Source organism: Ruegeria sp. BA12 (genome assembly GCF_056539625.1).
Genome location: NZ_JBQFVF010000007.1, coordinates 160,863 through 187,407 on the forward strand (window position 1 = coordinate 160,863; position 26,545 = coordinate 187,407).

Annotated in this window: 22 protein-coding genes; 3 read left to right on the plus strand and 19 right to left on the minus strand. The window is 54.8% G+C overall.

Translation table 11 applies throughout. The features are described from left to right. Positions 1-9 precede the first annotated feature (9 nt). Both ACR0B0_RS14625 and dld read left to right on the plus strand, forming a co-directional pair. Entirely contained in the window at positions 10-1,194 is a 1,185-nt protein-coding gene (locus tag ACR0B0_RS14625) for an alpha-hydroxy acid oxidase (protein ID WP_170395148.1), read from the plus strand. Then, a complete protein-coding gene (dld, locus tag ACR0B0_RS14630) occupies positions 1,191-2,885 on the plus strand; it encodes a D-lactate dehydrogenase (protein WP_480648401.1) in 1,695 nt (564 codons plus the stop codon). The genes ACR0B0_RS14625 and dld overlap by 4 nt, the downstream gene beginning before the upstream one ends. On the opposite strand, the gene ACR0B0_RS14635 is transcribed toward dld, so the two are convergent. From ACR0B0_RS14635 to ACR0B0_RS14670, 8 genes are all read right to left on the minus strand, one after another. After that, positions 2,861-4,399 carry a M81 family metallopeptidase gene (locus tag ACR0B0_RS14635; RefSeq protein WP_480648403.1) on the minus strand — a complete coding sequence of 513 codons (1,539 nt, stop codon included), beginning with the start codon at positions 4,397-4,399 and terminating at the stop codon, positions 2,861-2,863. The genes dld and ACR0B0_RS14635 overlap by 25 nt on opposite strands. Continuing rightward, the gene (locus ACR0B0_RS14640) at positions 4,399-6,045 is read right to left on the minus strand and encodes an amidohydrolase (protein WP_480648405.1); all 1,647 of its coding nucleotides are present in this window, start codon (positions 6,043-6,045) and stop codon (positions 4,399-4,401) included. The genes ACR0B0_RS14635 and ACR0B0_RS14640 overlap by 1 nt, the downstream gene beginning before the upstream one ends. Positions 6,046-6,056: 11 nt before the next feature. Further along, positions 6,057-6,980, minus strand: a complete 924-nt coding sequence (locus ACR0B0_RS14645) for an oligopeptide/dipeptide ABC transporter ATP-binding protein (RefSeq protein WP_170362623.1) — start codon at positions 6,978-6,980, stop codon at positions 6,057-6,059. Beyond that, entirely contained in the window at positions 6,977-7,957 is a 981-nt protein-coding gene (locus ACR0B0_RS14650) for an ABC transporter ATP-binding protein (RefSeq protein ID WP_480648407.1), read from the minus strand. Before ACR0B0_RS14650 ends, ACR0B0_RS14645 begins: the two co-directional genes overlap by 4 nt. Next, complete coding sequence (locus tag ACR0B0_RS14655; protein WP_170351177.1) at positions 7,954-8,811, minus strand: ABC transporter permease; 858 nt, start codon at positions 8,809-8,811, stop codon at positions 7,954-7,956. The genes ACR0B0_RS14650 and ACR0B0_RS14655 overlap by 4 nt, the downstream gene beginning before the upstream one ends. A 12-nt stretch (positions 8,812-8,823) precedes the next feature. After that, complete coding sequence (locus tag ACR0B0_RS14660; RefSeq protein WP_170351176.1) at positions 8,824-9,762, minus strand: ABC transporter permease; 939 nt, start codon at positions 9,760-9,762, stop codon at positions 8,824-8,826. A gap of 87 nt (positions 9,763-9,849) precedes the next feature. After that, complete coding sequence (locus ACR0B0_RS14665) at positions 9,850-11,415, minus strand: ABC transporter substrate-binding protein (RefSeq protein ID WP_480648409.1); 1,566 nt, start codon at positions 11,413-11,415, stop codon at positions 9,850-9,852. Between the two features lie 21 nt (positions 11,416-11,436). Then, positions 11,437-13,413: a CocE/NonD family hydrolase gene (locus ACR0B0_RS14670; RefSeq protein WP_480648411.1), complete on the minus strand. Its 1,977-nt coding sequence runs from the start codon at positions 13,411-13,413 to the stop codon at positions 11,437-11,439. 128 nt (positions 13,414-13,541) lie between these two features. On the opposite strand from ACR0B0_RS14670, the gene ACR0B0_RS14675 reads away from it, so the two are divergent. Further along, the gene (locus tag ACR0B0_RS14675; protein ID WP_480648413.1) at positions 13,542-14,303 is read left to right on the plus strand and encodes a helix-turn-helix transcriptional regulator; all 762 of its coding nucleotides are present in this window, start codon (positions 13,542-13,544) and stop codon (positions 14,301-14,303) included. Between the two features lie 271 nt (positions 14,304-14,574). On the opposite strand, the gene ACR0B0_RS14680 is transcribed toward ACR0B0_RS14675, so the two are convergent. The 11 genes from ACR0B0_RS14680 to ACR0B0_RS14730 all read right to left on the minus strand — a co-directional run bounded on the left by ACR0B0_RS14680 (position 14,575) and on the right by ACR0B0_RS14730 (position 26,503). Then, positions 14,575-15,738 (minus strand): glycosyltransferase, encoded by a 1,164-nt coding sequence (locus ACR0B0_RS14680; protein WP_170351172.1) that lies wholly within the window; start codon positions 15,736-15,738, stop codon positions 14,575-14,577. Then, complete coding sequence (locus ACR0B0_RS14685; RefSeq protein WP_480648415.1) at positions 15,735-16,628, minus strand: sulfotransferase family protein; 894 nt, start codon at positions 16,626-16,628, stop codon at positions 15,735-15,737. Before ACR0B0_RS14685 ends, ACR0B0_RS14680 begins: the two co-directional genes overlap by 4 nt. Then, complete coding sequence (locus ACR0B0_RS14690) at positions 16,625-17,593, minus strand: sulfotransferase family protein (RefSeq protein ID WP_170351170.1); 969 nt, start codon at positions 17,591-17,593, stop codon at positions 16,625-16,627. Before ACR0B0_RS14690 ends, ACR0B0_RS14685 begins: the two co-directional genes overlap by 4 nt. A 185-nt stretch (positions 17,594-17,778) precedes the next feature. Then, on the minus strand, positions 17,779-18,306 hold the full coding sequence (locus ACR0B0_RS14695; RefSeq protein WP_170351169.1) for an acyltransferase: 528 nt from the start codon (positions 18,304-18,306) through the stop codon (positions 17,779-17,781). Position 18,307: 1 nt separating this feature from the next. Then, positions 18,308-19,276, minus strand: coding sequence for a glycosyltransferase family protein (locus ACR0B0_RS14700; protein WP_170351168.1), 969 nt, complete (start codon positions 19,274-19,276; stop codon positions 18,308-18,310). Between the two features lie 38 nt (positions 19,277-19,314). Continuing rightward, complete coding sequence (locus ACR0B0_RS14705) at positions 19,315-20,634, minus strand: lipopolysaccharide biosynthesis protein (protein WP_480648417.1); 1,320 nt, start codon at positions 20,632-20,634, stop codon at positions 19,315-19,317. Beyond that, positions 20,631-21,845, minus strand: coding sequence for a hypothetical protein (locus ACR0B0_RS14710; protein WP_170351166.1), 1,215 nt, complete (start codon positions 21,843-21,845; stop codon positions 20,631-20,633). Before ACR0B0_RS14710 ends, ACR0B0_RS14705 begins: the two co-directional genes overlap by 4 nt. A 527-nt stretch (positions 21,846-22,372) precedes the next feature. Next, a complete protein-coding gene (locus tag ACR0B0_RS14715; RefSeq protein ID WP_480648419.1) occupies positions 22,373-23,362 on the minus strand; it encodes an ABC transporter ATP-binding protein in 990 nt (329 codons plus the stop codon). Further along, positions 23,359-24,354 (minus strand): ABC transporter ATP-binding protein, encoded by a 996-nt coding sequence (locus tag ACR0B0_RS14720; RefSeq protein WP_170351164.1) that lies wholly within the window; start codon positions 24,352-24,354, stop codon positions 23,359-23,361. The genes ACR0B0_RS14715 and ACR0B0_RS14720 overlap by 4 nt, the downstream gene beginning before the upstream one ends. Further along, positions 24,351-25,493 (minus strand): ABC transporter permease, encoded by a 1,143-nt coding sequence (locus ACR0B0_RS14725; RefSeq protein WP_170351163.1) that lies wholly within the window; start codon positions 25,491-25,493, stop codon positions 24,351-24,353. Before ACR0B0_RS14725 ends, ACR0B0_RS14720 begins: the two co-directional genes overlap by 4 nt. A 5-nt stretch (positions 25,494-25,498) precedes the next feature. After that, a complete protein-coding gene (locus ACR0B0_RS14730) occupies positions 25,499-26,503 on the minus strand; it encodes an ABC transporter permease (protein WP_170379431.1) in 1,005 nt (334 codons plus the stop codon). Positions 26,504-26,545: the final 42 nt, after the last annotated feature.

The following is a 26,545-nucleotide window of genomic DNA, read 5'->3' on the forward strand; positions in this document are numbered from 1 at the left end:
GTTCGCGTGATGCGTCTGAGCCAATGCCACAACTTTCATGACTTTCGGCGGCTGGCCAAAAAGCGGCTGCCGGGGCCCATCTTCAACTATATCGATGGCGGTGCAGATGACGAGGTGACGTATCGCGAGAATACAAACGCGTTTGACCGCTGCGATCTGCTGCCCTCGGTTCTGCGCGGGGTATCGGATGTTGATATGTCCGTCACAGTGATGGGTCAAAAGCTGGACATGCCCGTCTATTGTTCGCCCACAGCACTGCAGCGCCTGTTCCACCATCAGGGCGAACGCGCGGTGGCCGCAGCGGCCGAGAAATACGGCACCATGTTTGGCGTATCGTCACTGGGCACCGTATCGCTTGAAGAGCTGCGGCAAAAGCACAAGAACCCGCAAGTCTATCAATTCTATTTCCACAAGGACCGCGGCCTGAACGCCGCCATGATGCAGCGCGCCAAAGAGGCCGGTGTCGAAGTCATGATGCTGACCGTCGACAGCATCACCGGCGGCAATCGCGAGCGTGACTTGCGCACCGGCTTTTCGATTCCGTTCCGGCTGACGTTGGGGGGTATGATCCAGTTCGCAATCAAGCCGATGTGGGGGATCAACTATGTGACCCACGAGAAATTCCGCCTGCCGCAGTTAGAGGAACATGTAGACATGGGTGGAGGTGCCAGTTCGATCGGCGGGTATTTCACCGACATGCTGGATCCGTCGATGACCTGGGACGACGTCGCTCAGATGGTGCGGGATTGGGACGGTCAATTCTGCCTGAAAGGGATCATGACCGTTGAAGACGCGCGTCGCGCGGCCGAGATCGGGTGCACCGGGATTATCCTGTCAAACCATGGCGGTCGTCAGTTGGACGGGTCGCGCACGCCGTTCGACCAACTGGCCGAGATCGTCGATGCGGTCGGAGACAAGCTGGACGTGATGATGGACAGCGGTATCCAGCGCGGAACCCATGTGTTGAAGGCGCTGTCACTGGGGGCAAAGGCCGTTGGGGTAGGGCGTCACTATTTGTATCCGCTTGCCGCTGCGGGGCAGGCAGGTGTCGAACGCGCGTTGGGATTGATGCAGGCCGAGATTGAACGCGATATGAAACTGATGGGTGTGACACGTATCGACCAGTTGAACCGCAATAATGTCCGGTTCAGGGACACTGCACCCACTTTGAATGTACAAAGGGACGCAGCATGACCAATGAGGACCTGATCGGGACGTTCCGCGCCATCGTCGGCTCTCGCCATGTCCTGACCGACAAACGCGCGACTGAACGGTTTTGCCGCGGCTTTCGCTCGGGTGAGGGCGAGGCATTGTGTGTCATCCGACCGGGTACGCTGTTGGAACAGTGGAGAGTGCTGCAAGCCTGCGTCGCGGCGGATAAAATCGTCATCATGCAAGCAGCCAACACCGGCCTGACCGAGGGCTCGACCCCGTCCGGCCACTATGACCGAGATGTGGTCCTGATTAACACTCGCCGGATGGATACCCTGGTCCCATTGAATGACGGCGCGCAGATTGTCAGCTTTCCGGGTGCCACACTTTTCGCACTGGAAAAACTACTGGCTCCGCTGGGACGCGAGCCGCATTCGGTAATTGGGTCGTCCTGTATCGGGGCGTCGATTGTTGGTGGAGTCTGCAATAACTCGGGAGGTTCCCTGGTCGAACGCGGCCCAGTTTACACCGAACTTTCGGTCTATGCCCGGATCACCGAACAGGGTGATCTAGAGTTGGTCAATCATCTGGGTATTGATCTGGGCGAGACGCCCGAAGAAATTCTGACCAATCTGGACGCCGGAACCTTCAACCGGACACCAGAATCCTCTAACAAACGCGCCTCGGCCAGTGACTATGCGCAGATCGTGCGCGATGTGGATGCTCAAACGCCTGCGCGGTTCAACGCCGACACGGGAAAACTGTTCGAATCCGCCGGCTCTGCTGGAAAGTTGGCCGTATTCGCCGTGCGCCTTGATACCTTTCCCCAGAACGATGCTGAGAAGGTGTTTTACATCGGTGCCAACGATCCCGGTGATCTGGCCGCCATACGCCGCCATATTCTGTCCGAGTTTAAAGTCTTGCCAGTGTCCGCAGAATACATGCACCGCGACGTGTTCGATATTACTGCGCGCTATGGCAAGGACACGGTCGTGATGATCGATAAGCTAGGCACTGACCGCCTGCCGATGTTCTTTGCCATGAAAGGGGCTGTGGATGTGCGGTTGCGACGGGTTCCGTTCCTGCGCAATTTTACCGACCGCTTCATGCAAATGGCAGTGGCGCTGTGGCCACGAGTTCTGCCCAAAAGAATGCTGGGTTTCCGCGACCGATTTGAACATCACCTGATCCTTAAAATGAAGGATGCCGGGATAGATGAAGCGGCCAATTGGTTGCCCGGATTTCTGGAAGATCGTGACGCCGATTTCTTTGAATGCACAGCGCGTGAGGCCAAGATTGCGGGGCTGCACCGTTTCGCCGCTGCGGGGGCCGCCGTGCGCTATATGGCCATTCACGCAGATGAGGTCGAGGACATCATCGCCTTGGACGTCGCCCTGCGACGCAATGATCAGGATTGGCTGGAAAACCTACCACCCGAGATAAGTAATCAGCTTGTCCACAAGCTCTATTATGGACATTTCATGTGCCACGTGATGCATCAGGACTATGTGGTTCGAAAAGGGGCGGACCCTAAGGCATTGAAGGCGGCGATGCTCAAGTTGTTTGATGCGCGTGGCGCGGAATATCCGGCCGAACACAATGTGGGCCACCTGTATGCCGCGAAACCCGATCTGGCGGCACATTACAAATGTTGTGATCCCACCAATTCGTTCAACCCCGGAATTGGAAAGATGTCCAAAGCACGGAACTATGCCGGGGTTGCACCCGAATAGCCAACAGTGTCGGGAACGTCGTCAGCAGCAGACCCAGCAGCGATGGGCAGCCTTCTGGTGATACGGGTGTAGGGGATTTTTTCCAGGTCGCAGAGAAAGGTGCCTGGTGAAGAAACCGCAAAAACCTCTTCTGCAATAGGTTCGAAATCTGCCCGGAAATGGGCTGTACTCTTCACGCAAATCACCGAATAACTCGTTGGATTTAAACCAATATGCGTGAAATGCGCGCGATCCAGGCATTGGTTGCGTATACTTGTGACGACAAGATCAATCTCGGCCTTGTGCCCAACCAATCGAAGGGCCGCCGTCTTGCCGAGCGTTGCAATGCCACCACCATACATTTCACCCGTATAGCGACATGTGCCATCACCCAATGCCAGAACTTCAAACTCTGCTTTGACCGGAACGTGACCCGCCAAGTTGGATTTTGCACCAACAGCCAGATTGACCAATGCACCTTCACCCGCCGCATGGGCTTGCTCTGCGCTTTCGGGATCATTGAATAGGCCCATCAAAACGCTTGTGACTCCACCCTCAATCAGGGCTGCCAGCAATCCAGTGGTGTCAGACGTCCCACCCGCACCGGCGTTGTCCTGAACATCAGCCAATACAACCGGCTTTTCCCGTCTTTGGCGGCCTGTCAAAATAGCCTCTTCCAGAGACAGCATGGAACAATCAAGGCGGGTTTCCTGGGCCAAAAACAAGTTGACGATATCTTCAACGGCAACGGCCGCTTTATTCGCTGTGGTTGCGTAGGCAACGCAGGACGGGCCGGTGTCGGGAAAATCCGCCGCCGTAAAGCCAAGCGCGATTTCTGTCAGTACATCCTGCTGCTCGAATCTTGCTGGCAATTGATAGATTTCGTCGAATGGCGCAGAGCCGGTATATTGTGCATGCAGCGGAATAAGATATGGCACCGCTTGAAACGCTTTGCTCAGTGTTTCACCTGCCAGCAAACGCTGTAGCACAGGAACACACCTTGCGCCTGTTTCCGCCATATCCAGATGAGGGTAGGTGCGAAAGATCGACAGGTAATCTGCGTGTTCAACCATCTGAGCCGAGATGTTGGCATGCAGGTCTAAACTTGCCACCACTGGAATTTCTGGGCCCACGAGATTGCGGACGCGACGCAAAACCTCTCCCTCACCATCAGCTAGGCTTTCGGTGACCATCGCGCCGTGCAGATCAAGATACACGCCGTCAATCTGACCCGCAGCGCGGATTCCATCCAATAAGATCCCGCAAATCGTTTCGAATGCGTGATCTGTTACATGAGCAGACGGCTCTGCCGAACACCACAGTATCGGCACGACTTCAAACCCTACTGCGGTAGCCGCTGCAGCAAAACCTGCGGCGGGCAGGTTCATGCCAGCCGTTTCCGAAATAACCTGCGCGCCCAGCAGCATACTAGGCCAGGAATCCGCCATCTCAAACTCGGCCAGACCAGCCTTTGTCACACCATAGCAATTGGTTTCATGCTGAAACCCCGCGATCGCGATACGCTTGGCCGTCATTAGGTATGCTCGACTTCTTGTTCGGTGGGCAGTGCTGAAAATACTATTTGACCGTTGCGAATTGTTTCCAGCACCCGCGTGTCTGTCAGGTGATCCGGGGCGTGCAAGGGGTTACGCGAAAGAATGGCGAAATCAGCGACCTTACCCGGCTCGATAGACCCGCGCTGGTCCTCTTTGAAGACTTGCCAGGCTGCGTCGATAGTTTGTGCGCGTAAGGCCGACAGAACGCTGATCTTTTGACCCTCGCCAAGCATACGGCCCGAAGCGGTTTTGCGATTTACCGCGCAATGGGCCAAGTGGATTGGACGTGTCGGCGTGACCGAGGCGTCGTTGTGGATCGTGTATCGCACGCCGAACTTTTCCGCTGACGCCGCAGGGGAAATTCGCGCAGACCGCTCGGGCCCCAGGAAGGTGTCAAAGTGGCGATCCCCCCAAAAATACACATGAGCGGGAAAGAAGCTGACGGTCAGGCCAAGCTGGGCCATACGCCTTAGCTGATCATCCCGCAGGGCCTGACCGTGGATAATGGTATGGCGATGATCTGCGCGGGTGTGTGCCTGCAGGGCTTTTTCAACCGCATCAATGAACATCTCGGCGCCGGCATCGCCATTGCAGTGGCAATGAATTTGCAGACCTTTTTCATGAAGCTTGCGAACGTCAGCATCCAGCTGCTGTTGCGAGGTGTAGACCATTCCGCATGGATGATCCGAATCTATCGGTCGATAATAGGGGGCCGACAGATAGGCGGTCTGCAACTGAAACGCCCCATCCGTGAACAGCTTGCGCGGACCCAGTGTAAAATGTGGGTTGCCGGGCCAATTCGCGCCGATCCAATGCGTGCTTAGTTTGGGCTCCAGGCTTGCGATGGGCAAAAGCTCAATGTCTATTCCCGGGTCCTGATCCGCGGGCAAACTGGCAAAGTGATCCAGCATGGCTTGCGACGTCCAGGCATTCTGCGCATAGGTCACGCCATGGGCCAGGTATTCGTCACGACAGGCATCAAAGCCCTGCCAGAATCTTTCCCGGTTGATAAGGAAATCCGTGTCGCCCATCTCACCCATGGCCGATAGTCCTTCGATCAACCCCGTTAAGGCGCCGGTATCGGGATCGCGACCAAAGCGGCCACCTTCCGGGTCAGGGGTTTGACGGTTTATCCCGCGCCTCTCGAGTGCAACAGAATTTGCGGCCCCGTTGTGACCCGACGCATGGATAACCCAGATGGGATGGCGTAATGATACGTCGTCCAACTCGGCCCGTGTGGGCATTCGGTGTTCTAGAATGGACGTATTGTCAAACGACACCCCCATGACCCATTCACCCTCGGGCGTCGCGTCGGCTTTTTCTCGAAGTCTGTCCAGCGCCTGGGCCATTTGTGTGCAATCCCCCAATGGGGGCGGGGACAGGTCAACACGGAACAGTCGGATAAACCCCGGATCCGGGAAGTGCCCGTGTGGGTCGATAAACGCAGGCATCAGAGTGCGCCCCTGCAGGTTATGCTCTTGGACATCAGAAGGCATGCGCGCGCGCAGGTCAGCTTCGGACCCTACCGCCTGGATTCTGTCACCGGCAGTCAAAACTGCCTCAGGCGAAGAGTTCTGTGCATCCATCGTCAGGATTGTGCCATTGAAATAGAGTGTGCTTGGCATTGGACTACCTATTAGGACAGCGGGGCCAGACAACGCAGGCCGTGGCCTTCGCCCACTTCCCATTCTGGTGTCTGGGTGCAGATATCCTTGGCAAAAGGACAGCGCTCGCGGAATTCGCACCCGGAAGGGCGCTTGAGCAGGCTCGGGGGTTCACCTTTAAGGGCGATCCGTTCCAATCGCGCATCCGGGTCGGGCTCTGGATTGGCACTCAGAAGACAGCGCGTATAAGGATGGCGCGGGTCGTTGAAAATCGTCTCGGTTGTGCCTTCTTCGACCAATCGGCCCAGATACATTATGCCCATCCTGTCGGCCACGTGGCGCACGACGCTGAGGTTATGTGTGATGATAACCATCGCCAAACCCAGCCTTTCGCGCAGGTCATTGAGCAGGTTCAGCAATTCGCCCTGCACCGACACATCAAGGCCAGCGGTTGGTTCATCCGCCAGGATCAGCTTGGGCTCCAGCGCCAACGCACGGGCCACGCCCACACGCCGTGCCTGACCGCCAGACAGCTGGTAAGGATAACGATCCGCAAAATGCGTGGGCAGGTTGACCATTTCCAGCAGTCGCTTGGCCTCGGCATCCAGATCGCGGTCTTTCATGCCCTGAATGCGATAGGGTTCTGTGATCAGGCTGCGGATCGTCAAGCGTGGCGACAGGCTTCCGACTGGGTCCTGAAACATCATTGCCATGTCCTTGCGAAGCGGACGCATGACCTTTTCCGGCGCGCCTCGAATTTCCTGGCCTTCGAAAGTGACCGAACCATCCTGCGCCGGGGCAAGTCCCGCGATGGCGCGAATAACCGTCGTTTTGCCAGAGCCACTTTCACCAACCAGCGCGTAGGTCTCGCCGGGTTCTACGGTAAAGCTGACGCCCGCCAGAACATTGACCGGTCCATAGCTGGTTTTAAGGTCCACGACGTTCAGCAAGCTCATGTTGTGGCCTCCTCATGGTTCAGCCAGCACGCAGCATGATGGCCTTCTTTTAGTTGATCCAAAGGGGGCACCTCACTCGCGCAGTGTGCCATCGCTTGATCGCAACGATCTCTGAAAATGCAGCCACCTGGCAGGTTGGCCAGATCGGGCACTTCGCCGGGGATGGTCGGCAATATACGGGCGCGCTCTTTGATGTGACCGGGGTCGCATTCTATAAGACGGCGCGTGTAGGGGTGTTTGGGGTTGTGAAAAATCTCCCGCACGTCGCCGCTTTCGACAACTGCACCGGCATACATCACCACCACCCGGTCGCAGAGTTCAGCAATCACACCCAGATGGTGCGAGATAAACAGGATGGCACAGTGAAATTCGCGTTGTAGTTCTTGCAGGCGCTCAATGATCTGCACCTCAAGCGTTGCGTCCAATGCAGTTGTCGGCTCATCCGCGATCAACAGGTCAGGTTCGGACATCAACGCCATCGCAATCGCGATCCGCTGGCGCATCCCGCCCGAGAATTCGTGGGGATATTGTTTCAATCGCGCTTCGGGATCGGGAATGCCAACGGCACCCAGCGTCTTGGCTGCGTGGGCCAGTTTGTCCGCTTTGGATTGCTTGGATCGGTGCTGAATGTCCAGCATCTGCTGCCCGATAGTCAGAACCGGATTATGCGTTTGCATCGGATCCTGAAAGACAATGGATATATCCGCCCCACGCAGGTCACGCATCTGACGCTCAGAGGCTTGCAGCAAATCCTGCCCCTTGAACCTAACCTCTCCTTCGCGGAAGCGCGTATTGGGTGCGGTCAAACGCAGGATAGATGAAATCAAGGTGGATTTGCCACAACCAGATTCCCCAACAATGCCGACAATTTCACCCTTGTTGACGTTGAAAGTGATATCCCGCAGGGCCTTCAGGTCGCCGCGTCCTGTTTCGTAGTCGACGCTGAGGTGGTCGATTTCCAGAAGTATATCGGTCATCTCTGTTTCCTCAGTTTCGGGTCAACCACGTCGCGCAGGCTTTCACCCAGGAAGGTGAACCCAAGCGTTGCCAGAATGATTGGCAGGCCGCCGCCCACTACCAGCCACGGTGTTTGGCGGATCAGCGAATAGCCATCCTTGAGCAATGCGCCCCAGCTGGGGGTTGGGGGTTTGACACCCAGTCCCAAGAAGGAGAGGCCAGCCTCAAGCGCGATAACTGTGGGGATGTCCATCGCCGCCAGTACCGCCAGAACGCCAATGATGTTGGGCAGCATATGCACACCCAAGATGCGCGCCATGCTGGCCCCCATCGAGCGTTCGGCCAGTATGAACTCGGAGTTGCGCAGCGTCAGCGTCTGGGTCCGCGCCACTCGCCCGTATGTCGGGATCGAGGTCGCCATGACCACAAACACCACGGTCTGAAGGCTCGGCCCGACGAGGGCCACAACAGCAAGCGCGAACATCACGGTCGGAAAGGACCTGATGGTGTCGAAAAATAGCATCAGAAGATTGTCGAGCCATTTCGGCCCGTACCCTGCAACCATACCCAGCGTCAGGCCAATCGCCATGGCACCAAACACAGCAGGCAAAGCCACCTTGAGCGCGACTTGGCCTCCGGCAATCACACGCGAAAACGTATCACGACCTAGCTGGTCGGTTCCCAGCAGATGCGCCGCGGACGGTCCTTGCATGCGGGATTTGATATCCATCGCAATCGGGTCATAGGGCACGATCCAGGCCGCGAATATCGCGCAGAACACGATGATGCCAACGATGATCAAGCCCATTAAGCCAAGCGGGTCGCGAGCGACACCGACTATGATCTGGCTCAGTTCAGAACGAGATTTTTCCATAACTCCCCCTCCTCAATGAGCCGTACGCGCACGTGGATCGAGCAACGCATTGATCAGATCAGCCAATGCGGTCGACACCACGAACAGCGCGGTGGATACGAGGACCGAACCCATGACAATCGGGTAGTTGCGGGTCGTGATGCTATCGATCACCAACTTTCCCAGCCCGGGGCGGGCAAAGACGATTTCTGCAAAAACGGCCGAGCTGAGAAGAAAGCCCATCCCGACCCCAATCACGGTAACCACTGGCAGTATGGCAATACGCAACGCGTAAACCATGACCACGCGACGTTCGGCGATACCAAAGGCCCGGGCCGTGCGTACATGGCTTTCGCCCATAACTTCCAGCATCGAAGCCCGCACAAGCCTGGCAATATAGCCAACCCAGCTGAGCCCGATTGCAAAGGCGGGTAGGACAAGATGGTCCAGTCGATCCCAGAACCCTTCGCCCGCGCCAATGGCAGGGAACCATTGCAGATGCACGGCAAAAACAAGCAGCGCCAACAGTGCAACAACAAAGGCCGGCGCAGCAACAAAGCTGACGGATACTGCAGCAGCGATCCGGTCGATCAAAGTGTTAGGATGCGCAGCCGCATAGGCACCAAGCGCAATGCCCAAGCTTGCAGACCACAGGATAGACGCAAAGATCAGCTCCAGAGTGAAAGGCAATTGCTGAAACACAATCTCGGTCACGGAACGGCCCGAGAAGACGTCAGTGCCAAGGTCACCTTGCAGGAGGTTTCCATAGAAGATCAAAAGTTGTTTCCAGATCGGTTGATCAAGCCCCAGCGCCGCGGTTAGCTGAGCCTGAAGCTCGGGCGTGGCGCGCGGGCCCAGCATGATCTGGACCGGATCGCCTGGCACGGCGCGGATCATCAGGAACATGACGGTCACCGCCACGAAGAGGATAAGCAGCGACAGCCCGAAGCGACGGGTTGCGAAATTCAGCATGGCCAACTGGCTCCTTGCGGCTTGGTGGCTTTGTTTTTGGTACGGCGAGCGTTACGCGCCCGCCGTACCTCGGTCGACCTGGGGAGATCAGGTCGCCTTGCCGAAATAGCGAAGCAGGGACAGGCCATCCGGCCGAAGCGCAGGAATGACACGTGCGCTGTGGATGACCGGTGTCGCCTCGTGGGTGATAAAGCGATAGGCACCGCTATCTTCCATCAAGTCTTGCGCGCGCTGATACATTTCAGCCCGTTTTGCGATATCCGTTTCCGCAGCCGCGGCTTCATGGATTTCGTTGAATTCAGGACTATTGAAACGCTCCCAGTTCCACTTGCCAATCTGTTCGGGCGTAAACCACGACGTCGCATAGTACGGATCAGGGGTCATGGAATAGCGATTCAGTACAAGCTGAAGGTTCTCATTGTCGCCAGACGCCCAGAACGCCCCGGATTCTAGAACATTCACCTCAACCGTGATCCCGATCTGCGCCAGTGTCGCCTGAATGATCTGGGCGGTTGTCGTAAAGGTCGTCTTGTTCAGTGTATCGAGGGTCAGCGTAACATTGGTTTCACCGGATTCCGCCAGCAACTGCGCCGCTTTTTCAAAATTCGCCTCGGGTGGCACAAGCGAAGAAGGTCGATGCCCGGCAAGACCCGGTGCAATGATGCCGGTCGATGGATCAGCGGCACCAAAATAGGCGGCCTCTAGAATGCTGGGTACATCCACCGCGTGCTGGATCGCCTGCCGCAGCTTTTGATTTTGCAGCTTCGGATGCTCGACGTTCATTCCCAACCAGACATAATAAAGCGAGGGTTTTTCAACCAGCGATCCGCCATTCGGAACACCGGCGCGGTACCGCTCGACCGAGCCCAGCGACACACGGGTTACATCCAGCTCACCTGCCTCAAACGCAATCTCGGCTGTGTTTTCATCGTCAATTGGATAAATCTCGACAGTATCCCAGGTCGGTGCATCCCCTTTCCAATCAGGGTTGCGCTTAAGAACCGTCTTTTCCTTGGGTGACCAACTGTCCCGCAGGTACGGCCCGGACTCTGCAACCGGATCAGCCCCGATCCGGCCACCGGCGGCTTCGACTGCCGCTTTTGAGACGATGTTTCCGGTGATATAGGGCAGGGCAATCGACCAGATCGGTGCGAACGGCTTGTTCAGAACGATTGTCCCTTCGCGTTCACCGGTCACTTCAACATGGCTGAATGGCCCCAGGTCGGGCTTATTCGGACTGTCGGTCGCGTCGTCCACGACCCGTTCCATACTGAATTTGACATCCTCGGCGGTCATGGCACCAAAACCGTTGGTGAACCCGATATCGTCACGTAGTGCGAATTTGATGTGGGTCGGATCAACCTGCTCGATCATCGTTGCGGCATCCAACTGCCAGCCCCATTCCTCGCCTGGTTTGTACTGGATCAGCTTGTTGTAGATCGAAGCATGTACCTCCTCTTCAACAACACCAACGGAATGGGCCGGATCCATGTTCTGTGCATCACCATAGGCCCGCACACGCAAAACACCGTCATCTGCTGCAAACGCACGGTTCGCCCACCCCATCGGAAGCGCGGTTGCGGCCCCAAGCGCGGTTGCGCCTTTCAGAAACCTCCGGCGACCGACATTGGCCTTTGTCCATTCGATCTTCATTTTATCCTCCCTTGGATTTAATCACAGAAGCCCACGCGGAATGGTTTCGGACCATTCCTTTGTTAGAACTTCGATTTCGTCTGTGCCTTCGGTGGCGCGTAGTTTGCGGTAGAGATAGAAATTCTGCGCATCGCAACTCATGCGGCACTCGGTCGAGATGGCCACCTGCCAATCCGCCCGCTCAAAGGTAAAGTTCCAGGCGGTCTCAAAGACCGCAGTGGCAGGATCATCGGGGTGGATACCGTAGTGCATTCGCACATCGCTGCCGACAATCAGATCATGATAAGGATCGCGCGTCTTGCCATAGTCATCGAACGTTTCCAGAACCACCCGACCGTCACCGGTCATCCTGCGTTCAGATTGGGCTGAAGGTGGGCGCAAAAGTTCAGCTTCAAGAACCGGATATGTCTGTGCCGGTCCCGGTTCCGAGGCATGAATTTCGCGTGTGACCTCACGCACCGGCAGATGCAGGGCGCACTCTTGCAAGTGCAAAGACACTTCGGCAGAACGTGGTGCTGGCCAAATGATCGGCCAGTAAGATGTAGACAGCGCCAGCCGCAACAAATGGCCCTCGCGCAAGTGGTGCGCGCATTCATTCAGGGCTATCTCGGCCTCGTAAATCTGACCTGGCTCCAGCGTTTGCGGCGTCTCGTGACTATGATAGTGACACAGGTTCAAAGACCGATAGCTGATCCGCTGCGATACACCGTCAGGCGAGACGTCGCACAACCGCGCGACCAGTTGTGCCACAGGTTTATCCACTGAAAATTGAAACTTCAGCTTTGCGCGCCCCAGTAACTCTAGCGGAGCTTGCAGCGGCGCGCTGTCAAAACAAACCGACAGGCCATCGTCCCTGGCCTGGTCGCCCGCAAGTTCGTTGTCGATCCGCATACCGGCACAGAAATACCCCCCATCGGCACCAATTTGGCAGGGCGACGCGATAGCGACCGTACCAGACGTCGACTCCTGCGAAAAACCGCCCTTTGTCAGATGCCAGACCTGTTCAGAGACATGAGGCGAAGGCCATGTCGCCTCAGCGATCCAACGACCTTGCCGAGGGCTGTTATGCACTGTTGGGTTGAAGTGTTCCTGCATGTAGGTCCGATACGCAGGCAAATCCTCGGCGCCATTTTCTTGCCCTTTCAGCCAGCGATCAAACCAGCCGATGACTTCTGAGTGAAAATCCGCCGGATCAAGTTTCGAGATATGCGCGTAGCGATGTTCCCAAGGTCCAATGACGGCTTTAGCGGGCACGGTTAGGTTCGCGACCAAAGCCGGGGGTGCATTGACATAAGCATCTGCCCAGCCAGTGATTGCCAATACAGGGGTCTGGATCGCGGACCAATCCTCGCAAACTGAGCCGTGCTTCCAGAAAGAGTCCCGTGTCGGATGACGCAACCAATCCGCCGCAGAGAATGGGACGTTTTGCAGTCGGGCAAGCCAATCCTCTCGCCAATCCGCGCGAAGTTCAGGATCAGCAGGGCGGGTCAGGTACGCAAACATCTGACTGCCCCAGTTCATATTGTCACTTAGCAGGCATCCACCCATAAAATGGATGTCATCCGCATAGCGATCCACAGTCGAAGCGACACTGACCACGGCTTTCAACGCAGGTGGTTGTCGAAAGGCCAGTTGCAGACCGTTAAACCCGCCCCACGATATTCCAATCATCCCGACAAACCCGTCACACCAATCCTGCGCGGCAATCCAGGCTATGACCTCCTCGCCATCACGCAGTTCCTGCTCGGAATACTCGTCGTCAAACTGCCCTTCGCTGTCTCCGGTCCCAGCAATGTCGACGCGGATGCAGGCATATCCTGCTTCAGCAAAAACTGTGTGTGTTGTTTCATCTCTTGGCGCAGTGCCATCTCGTTTGCGATATGGCAGGTATTCCAGAATGGCCGGGGCCGGATCTGTTTCGGGTAACCAGATACGCGCGGCAAGCCGCCGCCCGTCCGCAAGGGTGATCCATGTGTTTTCGATGGTTTCGATTGGCATCTGAGACTTATCTGTTGTGGGCCGATACCGAAGAAGAAACCGATTTGCAGACAAAACAAATTGTGCGATCTTACGCGGATTGACGCTATTTGCAGTGATACCGCGTCAGAACGCGAAAGGTTTTGCCTGTGTCCGAGAATTTTTCTGCCAACCTGCGGTCGTTATGCGCAGAACATGGGAACATTTCGCAGATTTGTCGCGATATCGGCGTCAACAGACAGCAATTCAATCGTTACTTGAATGGCGCCAGTCTGCCTTCCGCGTACAACATGCGTCGCATTGCGCGTCATTTCGACCTGACAGAAGCCGATTTATTCGCTGAAACCGGCGCCTTCGAACTCATGTTAAAAGGTACCTTTTCACACGCCGGAACAACGCCAACGGATGCTTTTTTGGAACCTTTTCGGGGTCAACAGAAAAACCTCAGGCGATACGTGGGGTTCTATCATTCCTATTTCTGCACACCTTCATGGGAAGGAAAGATCTTTTGTTCATTGATCCGAATTCAGGAAGTTGATGGGCTGTTCACGATCCGCTCCCGAGAAATTGCTACGTCTCCAGACAAAAGTACGCACCAGATTTCACGCTATGCCGGTTTGGTGACAATGCGCGGAAACAGGATATTCGTGACCGAGCACGAGCTTACGCGCGAAGGTAGCGTTGCCAATACGATATTGTATTCCGCACACCGTCAACAGCTGAAATATCTGCGAGGCATGACAATGGGCGTCGCATGGCGCCCTTACCCGCATCCCTACGCTGCCAAGGCAATCTGGAAACGATTGCACGAGCGTGTAACCGCCCGTGAGGCAATTGCTGCTTGTGGAATCTATCCTGCCCAAAGCAATAGGATTGATCCAACCGTCAGAAAGCACCTTCACGAGGCTTGAGGCGGTCGTTGAACTAAAATAAACTCTAATTTTTAGGTAGTTGCTCGTGTGGACCGCAAACTCCAAGTTTGAATTTGACGTCTCACTCTACCAGCAATTCAACGTCACCTGTTGTATTGAGAGCAAACCGATGTTAGTTCCAGACCGCATAAACGTTTGTTTCACGCAGAAGTTCGAAGCCCTTAAAGCTGGGTTTAGGTCCTATTTTGGCTGGGACGCTACCCACTCTCAAGGACGTTATGCTACAAGTTTGGCAGTGCCTAAACGGCAACTACGCCGGGCATTGAATCCTGTCGTTGGCGAGCGTCCGTTGAATCCATGACAGAATTTCAGATGGGCGACTTTTTTTACGATCTGCCTGTGACAACGGCAACAGGCTTTCGCGCATTTCCGCCACGCGGAGGGGGTTGGCAGCAAGCTCATCCAGTGCCGCGGCAAGAGCATCAATATCGTAGGGGTTCACCAATACCACACCTTTGTCCGGCACCTGCCACCTGACGTCGGGAATATCCGACGTCACTGCAGGAAGCGCGCAAGCCATGGCCTCAGCGATGGCGTTGCAGCAGCCCTCGGCCAGAGTTGGAAGGGCCAGCACATCGGCGGCATTCAGCCATAACGCAAGGTCCTCATGGCTGACGCTCCCTGTCTTGATGACTCCTGGAAAGTCTGGCACCAGCGGTCCAGAACCTAGAAACGCAGCTTGGACAGGCTTTGTCATTTTGTGCAGCGCTGCGTTAAGCCGGGATGCTCCTTTGCGGTCGTAATAGTGGCCTACGTAGACCGGGATGAATGCATCTTGGCTCAGCCCAAGCTTTTGTCGACATTCGACCTTATCCATCGGACGAAACCGTGCCCAATTCGGGAAATTCAATATCAGTTCCACGCGTGATGAATCGGCACCCAGCTCTATCGCCTCATCCTGCAATCGCGGTGATACACAGACAATCCCTGCCGCGTCACGTATAACTGTGCGGCGCATCTCAACCGTATCGGTTGTGCCTTTCAGCAGAGAATGGGACTCGCCCAAAGCCACGAAGTAGGGCAGCCCCTTTTCCCGAGCAACGACACGGGCAAACTGCCCAGACTCGGCAAATTGAGCGTAGATCAGATCGGGTCGCTTACCACCACGCAACCCCGAGAGGATATTGTCGTTGTGGCGGTCTAGCAGCAAGCGGTAGAGCCCTTTGGGTAAATGCTTGGCAAATGGGGTGCCTAACGTCGGCACCAGATCTGTATTGACGCCGGGGATTGAGACATCTTCGCGGAGAGATCGTCCTTTGAGGCGCTCAGAAAGGGTAGTCGCGCTAATCACATCGACAGCAACACCTTGGGCACTCCAGCCCTCGGCAAGGTTGGCAACAAAACGACCGGATTCCGGTTTATAGGGGCGGGGATAGACTGGCGAGACAATGCGGATGCGTTTTGGATAGATCATGAGGCGGTTTTCACCAGTGTTTCCGGGTTGAGTACCTCGGGCATCCAAATGTCCTTGGTTTCTGGATATATTTCTGCGCAAAAATTGTAAGTCGGATCGAAAATGATGCGCAATTGTTCTTGGGTCGCGTCACCGACGTATTCAGCTTTGGCATGCACATTCACCTGCCGTTCTGCATGCTCGGGGCAGAAGGCGACACCCGCAAACTCGGACAGGCGGGCGATTTCATCTCGCTGAAAGATCGTTTCGTAAAAGCCGAAGAACAACTGATCTTCGGCAAAAACTTGTCGCAACGCAGTTACGGTGCGTTCGTAGTCAGCTCGCAGTCTCGCTTCGGGTGATTGTGCATAAGCCAGTACAGCGGTATCCAAATCGCCATCTAGCTGTACAGCTTCGGTGCGGGTGTTTTTGCGTCGGTTCATCTGTGCTGCAGAAACGCATCGCGTCACCGGATCGCGCATGAGAAACATAGCTTTCATAGGAATGCCGCGATGGGCAAAGCCGTCTCGAATGGTTTCTAGTACTGACGCTGGTAGACCTGCATAAGCTGGAGTGATGTCGCCAGTTAAAGCAATCCCAGGACGATTGAGCAAGTCCTTGAAGAAATCGAAGTAACCTTCAAGATCATCCTGTAACGCGCCGCGAACCGCAGAGACAGACGGAGACCGGTGGAGCGCGCGGCGCAGTAAGGATTCACCTGCGTTTCGTAGACCTGATCGCCCACGATGATCGTAGTGTGCCATTTCTGGCAAATGGACCGAATCCCAGACGTGGTATTCCTTTATCGGACCAAAATCTGCATTCGAATCCGCAGCGAGATAGGAATGCACCCAGGTCGAACCGGATTTTTGCGCACCCAACCCGAGAAGGAAACAACCCTGATCGCTCATGCACTTGTAACCTTGTCTGCAGACTTAACCTTGTTCCAACGCAGCGCCTGTTTGAATTTCTTGATGGGTTCGGCGGTAACACGAAACGGCCATTCGCCCATTCGGATCATCTCTGACCTGATTGCAGGTCGCGGAAAGGAAAAGAGCCGATCGTATCCCAGCATCTCAAGCAGCGCGCCGCCGTTGTTCGCTTCGAAGATTTCGATCTCACGCTGTGAGAGGGTTGTACGCCAGCTTTCGACGCGATCGGCAGAAGGAGCTTCGCCGACAAGTTGGTGTTGATGGCGAGTGTAGTCGGGCACTTCAAATCCGCTAGAAGCGCTCAGCTCTTCTGGGGTAACGCTGCGTTTCTCGCCTGCGGTCAGAAAAGTTAGCAACGAGCTCCAATCATCCAGATGTCCGCGTGCCAAATCCTCATACCGGACGGTTACGCAGCAATCCGGATGTCTCAGGCTTGCAGCAAGCCCCGGCGCTGTACGTGCGGCCCACCACCATGATGCGTGCATTGGGTTGCGCGGTCCCCATTCCAACCCCCGAACCGAGGAGAAGACTGCCCGCCCATCTCGAACCAAGTTAACGAACCGGGCGTTGGGGAATGCTCGCCGCAAAATGCTAAAATCTTCGAAGTTAATCGGGGTGTGATCTACCCAGATTGGCGCAGTGCCAACGGGGACGCCTTCGGGAAAAACCAAATGGCTCAAAAAGCTAGCGGCATCATTACATTTCAACAGTGTTTCACGCGCCGGGCGATCCCTCCAAAGTCGATAAGACCGCTCATTGTCGAGTACTTTGACTGCGACCTCGGGGCCATTAACCGCTAACGCCCGCAAGGCGGGGCGTTTGAACTGAGATTCAGGCATCACTCGACCGTTCAGCAGTGCCCCTATGCGATCCCCCAAAAAGGTCGTTCCACTTCTGGGGCAAGCGCCGATGAAAATGGGGCGTACTGAAGTTGGTTCGGTCATGAAATTCTCGTGCGGGCAATAGAAAGTTGCGTCAAGCCATGGCTGGCTGAGCTATGTTAAATGGCTAAGCGGAAATTAATTCGTTTTGAATATTACTGTTATCGAAAAATTCAGGCTGGATTGATCCTCTTAGACACCAAATCGGAAAGAACTTGAATAGTGAACATATGAAAATAGGCGCAGAACTAGACTGTTGCATTTTCGTGATTGGCAATTTCCTCGTCCGAAAACCGTCGTGAAATCTTTTTCGCCGGGTTCCCGGCAACAACGTCGTAGCTTTCGACATTCGAGTTTACCAGTGAACCTGCACCAATGACAGCTCCTCTGCCGACAGTGATTCCGCTCAACAATATCGCGCCAAATCCTATCCAGACATCGTCCTCGATACAGATCGTGCTTTCGGGTGTGTCGCTGTCCTGATCGTCGCTGTAGATCCACGAAGCTTGGGTAATCGGCACGCCGACTTGCTTCATGTCATGATCCCGCCGACCCACAATGCCAACATAGCTAGATATCAGAACGTTGCTTCCAATGGTTCCATTGCAAGCCATGTAGAAGTTTCGCCCGATATTGACGTTGTCACCAATTTTTAATTGATCGGGGGCCTGAATGTGCCCTTCCACACCGATAACAAAGCTTTTTCCGACACTCACATTCGCCCGAATTGCAGTGTATCTGTTCATCGCTCGATAAGCGTTTCGCACATATTTCATTTCACGTGCCCCGCCCGATGGATGCCACCTGTTTGGCACGTCGTTTTACCCGACCCAGCTGGGAGATGACCTTTTGCAATTTCACATCCCGTGAGCTTCTGATCGAATCCAACGCTTTGAAGTCCAGCACAACTTCTGACGGCAATTTAGGTGAAAACGAGGCCAACTCTTGGTTCTTGTGCAAAAAGCGATAAGGGTTGAGAGGGCTTGCATGTGTACCCGCAAACATACCTGCGTTCCGCACTAGGCTAACGGGCGGGGCTAGTGAAACGCCGCCTTGCAAAAAAATCTCTAGGTACCAGTTCACGTACCAGCTGCTTATTAAGCCAAGGTCGTCAAGCTCGAGAATGGATGAGAAATCCCGAAGACCAAGAACGTCAAAATAAGTTCTGAAACTTTTGGACCCGACGACAGCGTGATCCCTCGAGCCAGACGCGAAACGCTCCCAAGATGTTTTCCAGGTTGCCCAGCCCCAAGGATGAGGAAATGGAACAAAAAATGCGTCCCGCCGCTCCTTAAAACTCGCGACGTCGTACATATAGCCAGAAATACTCCAAACCCGGTCATCCGAAGCAAACTTTGCCAGAGCCTGATTGAAAAAATGCAGCGTCTGCGGCGATAGGATAAGATCGTCTTCCAGGATGATAGCGCAATCATTTTCCCTCAACTCGTCAGAAACACCTTTACTGATCGAAGCTTTCAGGCCCAGATTTCTTTCCCTCACGTGAATTGTCTTATTGGGGTGTTCCAGATTTTGAATAACTTCGCGAACGCGTTTCACCATTTTGGTATCTTTGGCGGTTCTCGGCCCGTCAATGAACACATTCAGAGGTGACTCCAAAAATTCAGGACATCGCTTTAGTGACTGCAAGGTTTGAGATAATCTATCCGGTCTGTTGTAAGCAAAGATCAAAATAGGCGCGTAACTGTTATTCATCTTTTGATCTAGCGATTTGGAAGTTTCGAACATGTATCAACTCAGATGACCTTTTTTTCAACCAATGCTATTCAAGATTTTTTGCTGCCAACAAAACGTGCTTTATCCTGGATGGCCCTATACCCACGCCTACGGCCCAGTTGCCACGGACCGGGACCGGCAATTGGATCGCGCATTACCTGCATCAGGCTTAAAGTGTTAGACAGATTGATCGTCGCGGTGGACAATGACACTCCCAATACTGCCGCAACAGGCTCATTTAAAGCCCAAGCCAAAAGCAGACAGAAGCTTGCGATGCCAAAGCCCAGAATATTTGCGGTGAGGTTGCGTTTTTCATTGCCGCTTTGAGCAAGAATAGCCCCGACTGGACCAATACAGAGGTTCACCGCCGCACCGGCCATGATGATAACGGTATAGAGCAGGAACGGTGGGTCTGTGGAAAATGGCAGCTGGACAAAGAAATAGAGGCCGGCAAGCGATAGGACACCAATCACGAACAGCCCAGCGTTCAATCCCAACATTGAGCGATAGAGGCGCCAGATATTGCCCCTGGAACTGCCGGCAACGCGCGGAAGTACATACATGCGAGCTGGCTCGTTGAGGTAGCTCAGTAGATTGCCAAAGCGCAATGCAAGAGCAAAGAACCCGGCCGTTTCAGCACCAAACAACGCCAAAACAGCCAACGTGGTTCCGTGAACCCGGGCAAGGCCAATACTTTGATAGGCTAGAAAGTGCCACTGCTCAGAACCCAGCAACAATCGCATGCGCCCAGGAGCCGCTCGGTGTTGCGCACGACATTCTGCCCAGAAATCACGCAGAAGAACCGCCAAAACCGCGGCAGCCAGAAAATATCCTAAAGCCAAGAACGCTACTGCCTGAATGTGTCTGGGCACTGAAAGGTAGTTGTCCAACGGTAAGGAGAAAAATCCCAGACTTACCAACAAAGGTAGTACGCCTCCGACCAGTGTCACCAGCACCTGACGTCTTTGGGCTACGACAACCTGAATCAGGATTTGCATGATGTTAAAACTCAGCAACAGCATTACAAACGCGACGGCGCCGTAACTGGTCAGCTTACCGAACACTGGCTTTGCCAATATCGTAAACCCGATTAGGGCGACGACCACCGAGGCTAAGATCGCCGCTCGGACAAAAGTATGGAAACGCTTCGGAAAGTTCGGATCAGTGCGAAAGTGACGTACCAAAACGTTGTCCGCACCAAAGCGCGCGCCCAACCCTAAAAGAACCTGCGCGCTGATGAAAGCCGAAACTAGGCCGAAACCTGCAACCCCCAACTCAGCCGCCCATAGTGTAGTCTGCGTCAACGACAAAAGAATGACTGCCAAACGAAGCGTGATCATACGCAACGCAAATACCAAAATATTTTTCACGCGATCTTACCCTTTGAGGAACGTCCGTTGGGTGCTGGCAAACCTACAACGATCAAATAAAGCATCATGGCTTGAGGGAAATGAAACTCCAACCGCATCAACATAAAAACGATGAAAAGCGCGAAGCCCTTTCGTCCAAGTCGCCAGACTGCGATGCCACCAATGGTTGCAACTGCAATGGCACCCACCAGACCGCCTTGAAACAGAAAATAGAAACCAAAGCCCATGGATTTGGAGTAACTACAATGAAAGCACTCTGCGTATCGGTTCCCGAATATTGTAGATAAGAAGTCTCGCGTTTTAACATCTTCGACAAGCTGTGCCTTAATGTAGATACTGATATCGTTCCCGCCACGGTCAACCAGGCGTTCAGTCAGAAATTCCATCGATTGCAAGCCCAAAAGCGGCAGAAGTTGCAAAATCAGCACAGGGATCAGGCCAAGTCCCAGTACAAGCAAAAACAGAGATCTCGCCGTCAGTTTGCTGGTCAGAATAATCGACACCACCACAACCACAGCCAATAGCGCCGCCGTGATCGACAGCGTTCCAGCCAATAGAAACACAGCAAACCAATGGAACAGAGTGGGCATTCGATCGCCCATCAACGACAACACCGTTAACGCCGCGAAATTGACTGCGAAGGACCCTGGCTCCGAATGGTGTCCACCATAGCGGGTCAATCCCCATGTGGTTATTACCCCCTCACGGTCGACGCCGATATAGTTAAACACTGATGGGTCGAATGGTATTCCCAGTTGCCCCCAAAATATTACTTCGCCCATGTACAGCATCGCATTCAGCCAGGCTGCGTAATAAGCATAAGTTGGAAGGTTTTGGAGGAACCCGCCCACCGGCAGCGTTAAGACAATAAGGGTAAAGCCAAGCAGGATGATGACGTATTGCACGGTGGCCGTGGAAAGGGTCGCCAGAAGTACCGGAACGAGTATCAGTAGAAGTCCGAGCCGTGCGGGGCTGCTGGGGGCAAGAGTACTTGCAGAACCCCTCCGGCCGCCGATAATCACAAGCGCCAAAGACAGGATCGGCAAGTATAAGATGACAAACTGGCTGGCGCTGGTGACGTTGCCCTGAGAGAAAGTAACAAACAACAGCAACGTGCCCGCCGCTGTCTTGGTAAATGACGCACTTTGGTTCTGCCTGGGACTCAGTTGCCAGTGGCGTTCGACACCCTGTGCGTTAGGACTGTTAACCATTTTTCAAATTCTCAAGGGTTGTCAGAGCTGGGAATACCAGAAGCAATATAATGTACGGTTTGTTGAACTAATTTTCACGGAACGTGCAAAAGTACGACTTTCAGATTGCAGAAACACCATTACCGATCAGGTAAGATGCCTTGCGTGCAAGAAACTCCGAACCTAGACTGTTTGACCTTCATCGTATGAGTCCACCCATTACCGCAATACCGGCTAGGCGAAAAGTCTTTTGACCGGGACTTTGGTGCTGGAAATACCCAATCCTTCTCATTGCGCCAAGAAGTGTGAAGTGCAACGGCTTTCGTGGGACCGAGATACTTATTGCCGCCTGAACATACGCCCCGCAGAAACAGTTGGATTGTGAGTTTTCTTGAAGTACCGATGCGTGTTCGCGAGAAGCCGTATTCGGTTAAACAAAAAAGCTTTCAGTGTCTCCCCAAGTTACATTACTCGTCAGTTGCCTCTATCGCCTCAAAGGCGTTGAACCAATTTGACGGCAACCAACACTTTGACCCGGATTAACCCGCCTACTGCAATTCACGCCATCTGTGGCAGCTTACTGCATGTCCAGCCTCGCAGGTTTCCAAATGCGGCTCTTCCCGCTTGCACAGGTCAGTGGCAAAAGGACAACGTGTGTGAAACTGACAACCACTGGGGCGATTGGTTGGCGACGGAATCTCACCTTCAAGTTTCTGCGCTTTGCCGCGATCATCCGGGTCCAGAGACGGGATCGCTGAAAACAGTGCTTTGGTGTATGGGTGACGCGGCGATTGGAATAGCTGGCGCGTTGGCGCGCTTTCCATGATCTGCCCCAGATACATCACGGCGACATGATCGCAGGTATGGGCCACCACCGACAGGTCATGACTGATGAACAGATAAGTCAGCCCCATCTCATCCTGAAGCGACTTTAACAGGTTCAGGATGTCGGCCTGAATTGACACATCCAGTGCCGCGACGCTTTCGTCTGCCACCACAAACCGGGGTTTGGACACCAGAGCGCGGGCAATGGAAATCCGCTGACGCTGACCGCCAGAAAAAGCATGTGGAAACCGGCGCAAATGTTCCAGGTTCAGCCGACACAAGCTGGCGATTTCGCGCACACGTTCGTCCACCTCTTCGCGCGAGTTGCACAGACCCATAACTTCCAGAGGTTCGGCAATGATGTCGCGAACGGTCATACGCGGAGATAGCGCAGCATACGGGTCTTGAAAAATTAGCTGTGCACGGTGGCGGTATTCCTTCAGGTCGGCCCCGGCCAAATTGCCCAGATCATAGCTGACCTCTCCATCATCATAATGGGCGGTGCCACCGGTGATGGGTGCCGCATTCAGCAGGGCGCGGCCAAAGGTTGTCTTACCCGAACCGCTCTCACCTACCACACCGAAAAAGGACCCGCGGGGGATCGACAGCGAAACTTCGTTGACCGCCATCAGGGTACGCTTGTTGAAAATCTTCCCGCCGACAGGGAATCCAACCGACAGGTCCTGGGTTTCGATCAGATTGTCGTTGCTCATGCGGATTGTCTCTCGTCACAAAGGTGGCAGGCTGTGCGATGGTTTTCACCAGTGTCCGACCAGCCCGGCACAATCGTTTTACAGACATCGCCAACGATTTTGCTGCAACGGGTATGGAAAACGCAGCCTTCAGGCCGTTCCAGCGGCGAAGGGATATCGCCTGGCACCGGCATCAATGGCTTGTCCAGATCGTCCAGCTGTGGCAGCGCGTCGATCAGCCCTTGGGTATATGGGTGATAGGGGTTGCGGATCACCTCGCGGACCGGGCCTTGTTCGATCATCTTGCCCAAATACATCACCGCCACCTTGTCGGCTGTCTGTGCGACCACCCCAAGGTCATGGGTGATAAAGATGATGCCCATCCCGAATTCATCCACCAGATCCTTCATCAGGTCGATAACCTGAGCCTGTATAGTTACGTCCAGCGCCGTGGTGGGCTCGTCCGCGATCAAAAGCTTTGGTTTGGTCGATAACGCCATGGCAATCATCGCCCGCTGACGCATGCCGCCCGACATTTCAAATGCGTATTGCCCAAACCGAGTGGACGCATCGGAAATACCGACGCGGTCCAGCATCTCGATCGACAGTTCACGGGCCTGTTTTTTGGACATATCCGTGTGAATCAACAACTGCTCGACCATCTGGCTGCCGATTGTCATTGCAGGTGCGAAACTGGCCATCGGTTCCTGAAAGATCATGCTGATCGCCCCGCCACGCACGACTTCCATATCTCGCGGGCGCTGCAAGGCAAGGACATCCACCGGTCCGCTGTCCAGATGAAGCGTGATACGGCTTTCCGGCGCGTAGACTGCATTGCCTGGATTAAGCTTCATCAGCGATTTTGCGGTCACGGATTTGCCCGAGCCACTTTCACCCACAAGGCCCATGACCTCGCCCGGTGCCAGCGAAAATGACACGTTGTCGACCGCGGTGATCAGCCCTTCGTCGGTCTTGAATTGCAGCGTCAGGTTTTCGACGTCGATCAGGCTCATTTACGGGTCTCCGAATAGGGATCGGCAGCATCGCGCAGCCCGTCGCCCACAAAGACGAAGGCCATGACAAGCGCGATGAAGAAGAGGACCGGGATGAAGTACCAATGATAATTCAACAACACATCCGCTTTGGTCACGTTCTGCAACATAACACCCAATGAGTTCACCGGGTCTTTGAGGCCCAGCCCAATAAAGCTGAGCGCCGTTTCCGACAGGACCACGTAGGGGAACGAGATGACCAAGTCGACGATGATATAGCTGGTAAAGCTTGGCAGAAGATGCCGCCTGATGACGTGACCGGCGGGTGCCCCGCACAATTGCGCGGCCAGAACGTATTCCTGATTACGCTCGGTCAGCAGATGGGTCCGTACCCGTCGGGCCAAGGTTGGCCATCCCACCAGCCCGAGGATCAGGGTTATGACGAAAAATCGGGTTTCAGCCGACCATTCGGGTGGAATAAAGGCGGCTATAGCCATGAAAAGGGGGATAGACGGTACTGTCCTGACCGCGTCGGTGATCATCTGGATCACACTGTCTATGGCCCCGCCATAATATCCAGCCACGCCACCAATTATCAAAGCCAACACGAACGAGATCACCACGCCTAACGTGCCCACCTGAAGTGACGTCCAGACCGCGTGCAGTGTGCGTGAAAAGATGTCTTTTCCTGCGCTGTCAGTGCCGAAAAGATGGACATAGCCCTGATCCATGCCAAACAGATGGATGTTGCCCGGAATGAACCCAAACAGTTTGTAGCTGTCGCCGTGGACGAAAAACTGCATGTAGCGGCGTTCATCCTCGTTTATCTTTTCGACCCAGCGAAAGTTAGTGGCAATCGACCGCTCGCGCGTCACCGTGTGCAGAAACGGGCGGATCGAACAGCCGTTCTTGTCGCAGAATTTCGGTATCTGAGGGGCCCCGTTCAGGTAATCCTTGTCCCGTCCTGCGACCGTTGGATCGTATGGCGACAAAAACGGCGCAAAGAGGCCCGACAGGATCAGAACAACCAAAACGGTGGCCGCGATCATCGCCGCGCGCTGCTTTTTGAACCTGGCCCAGATCAGCTGTCTTTGCGACGCCGTGAAATACGCTTCCTTGGCCTTCTGATCGTCGATTTTCGTGGAGGTTTTTGCAGACATGGATCTTACCTCAGAATGCTCTTGCGCACACGCGGATCAATCACAGCCAACAGGATATCCGTGGCGAAATTGAGTGTGACGATGGCGGCTGTTAGCAGGAAGATGATGGCGCCTGCCAGTTGTTGGTCGTTCGACCGTGCCAGAGCCTCCAGCAGCAGCGACCCGGCCTCGGTCAGTGTCAGGATCAGGGCGACAATGGGCAGTTCGTTGAAGATACGGTTCAGGTCAAATCCCAGCGAGTTGATAATTGGCCCAAGCGCATGACGGGCGGGGTAGCGCCACAATAAACGCGGGCCATAAATCCCACGCGCCGCAGCTGCGGTTACGTAAAGCTTGCCGATCTCATCCGACATCAATGCGCGCACGGTCTGCAACGCAAAGGCAGTCGCGGACCAGCCCAGAATGAATATGGGCAACCAGGCATGTTTCAGCAGGTCCACGAACTTGGCCCATGACCAGGGGGCCTCGCGATATTCGGGGCTGAACAAGCCGGTGAGTGTCTCGCCAAAATAGATTGTGGAAAACAGCATCACCATCAGCGCCAGCAGAAAGTTGGGCATGGCCAGACCCAGATAGCTGATCAGGCGCAGAGAATTGTTGAGGAATGCGTTCTTGGAAGCAGCCGAGATAATACCCACGGGTAGCGCGATCATATAGGCCAGCGTCAACGATCCAAGGCAGATCCACAGCGAGATCCAAAACTTGTCGCCCAATAGCTGTGCGATATTCACGCGTAATATGCAGCTTTCGCCGAAATCACCGCGGAAGGCACCGCTCAGCCAACTGGCCCAGCGTGTCAGGAACGGGCGATCAAGCCCTAGTCGGGCCCGTTCGGCCTCGATATCCGCCAGTGTGATGGCCGAGCCTTGGGTATTTTTATAGGCAAGATAGCGTTCGGCACAATCGCCCGGCACAAGCTCCATCAGCGTGAACACGATGAGTGATACCAATACAAGTGTGACCACAGCCATCACCGCACGCGTGGCGGCAAAGCGGGCGAATTGGAGCATGTCTTTGTTCCTGGCTAGCATTTGGAACGGGGCGCGAACGCC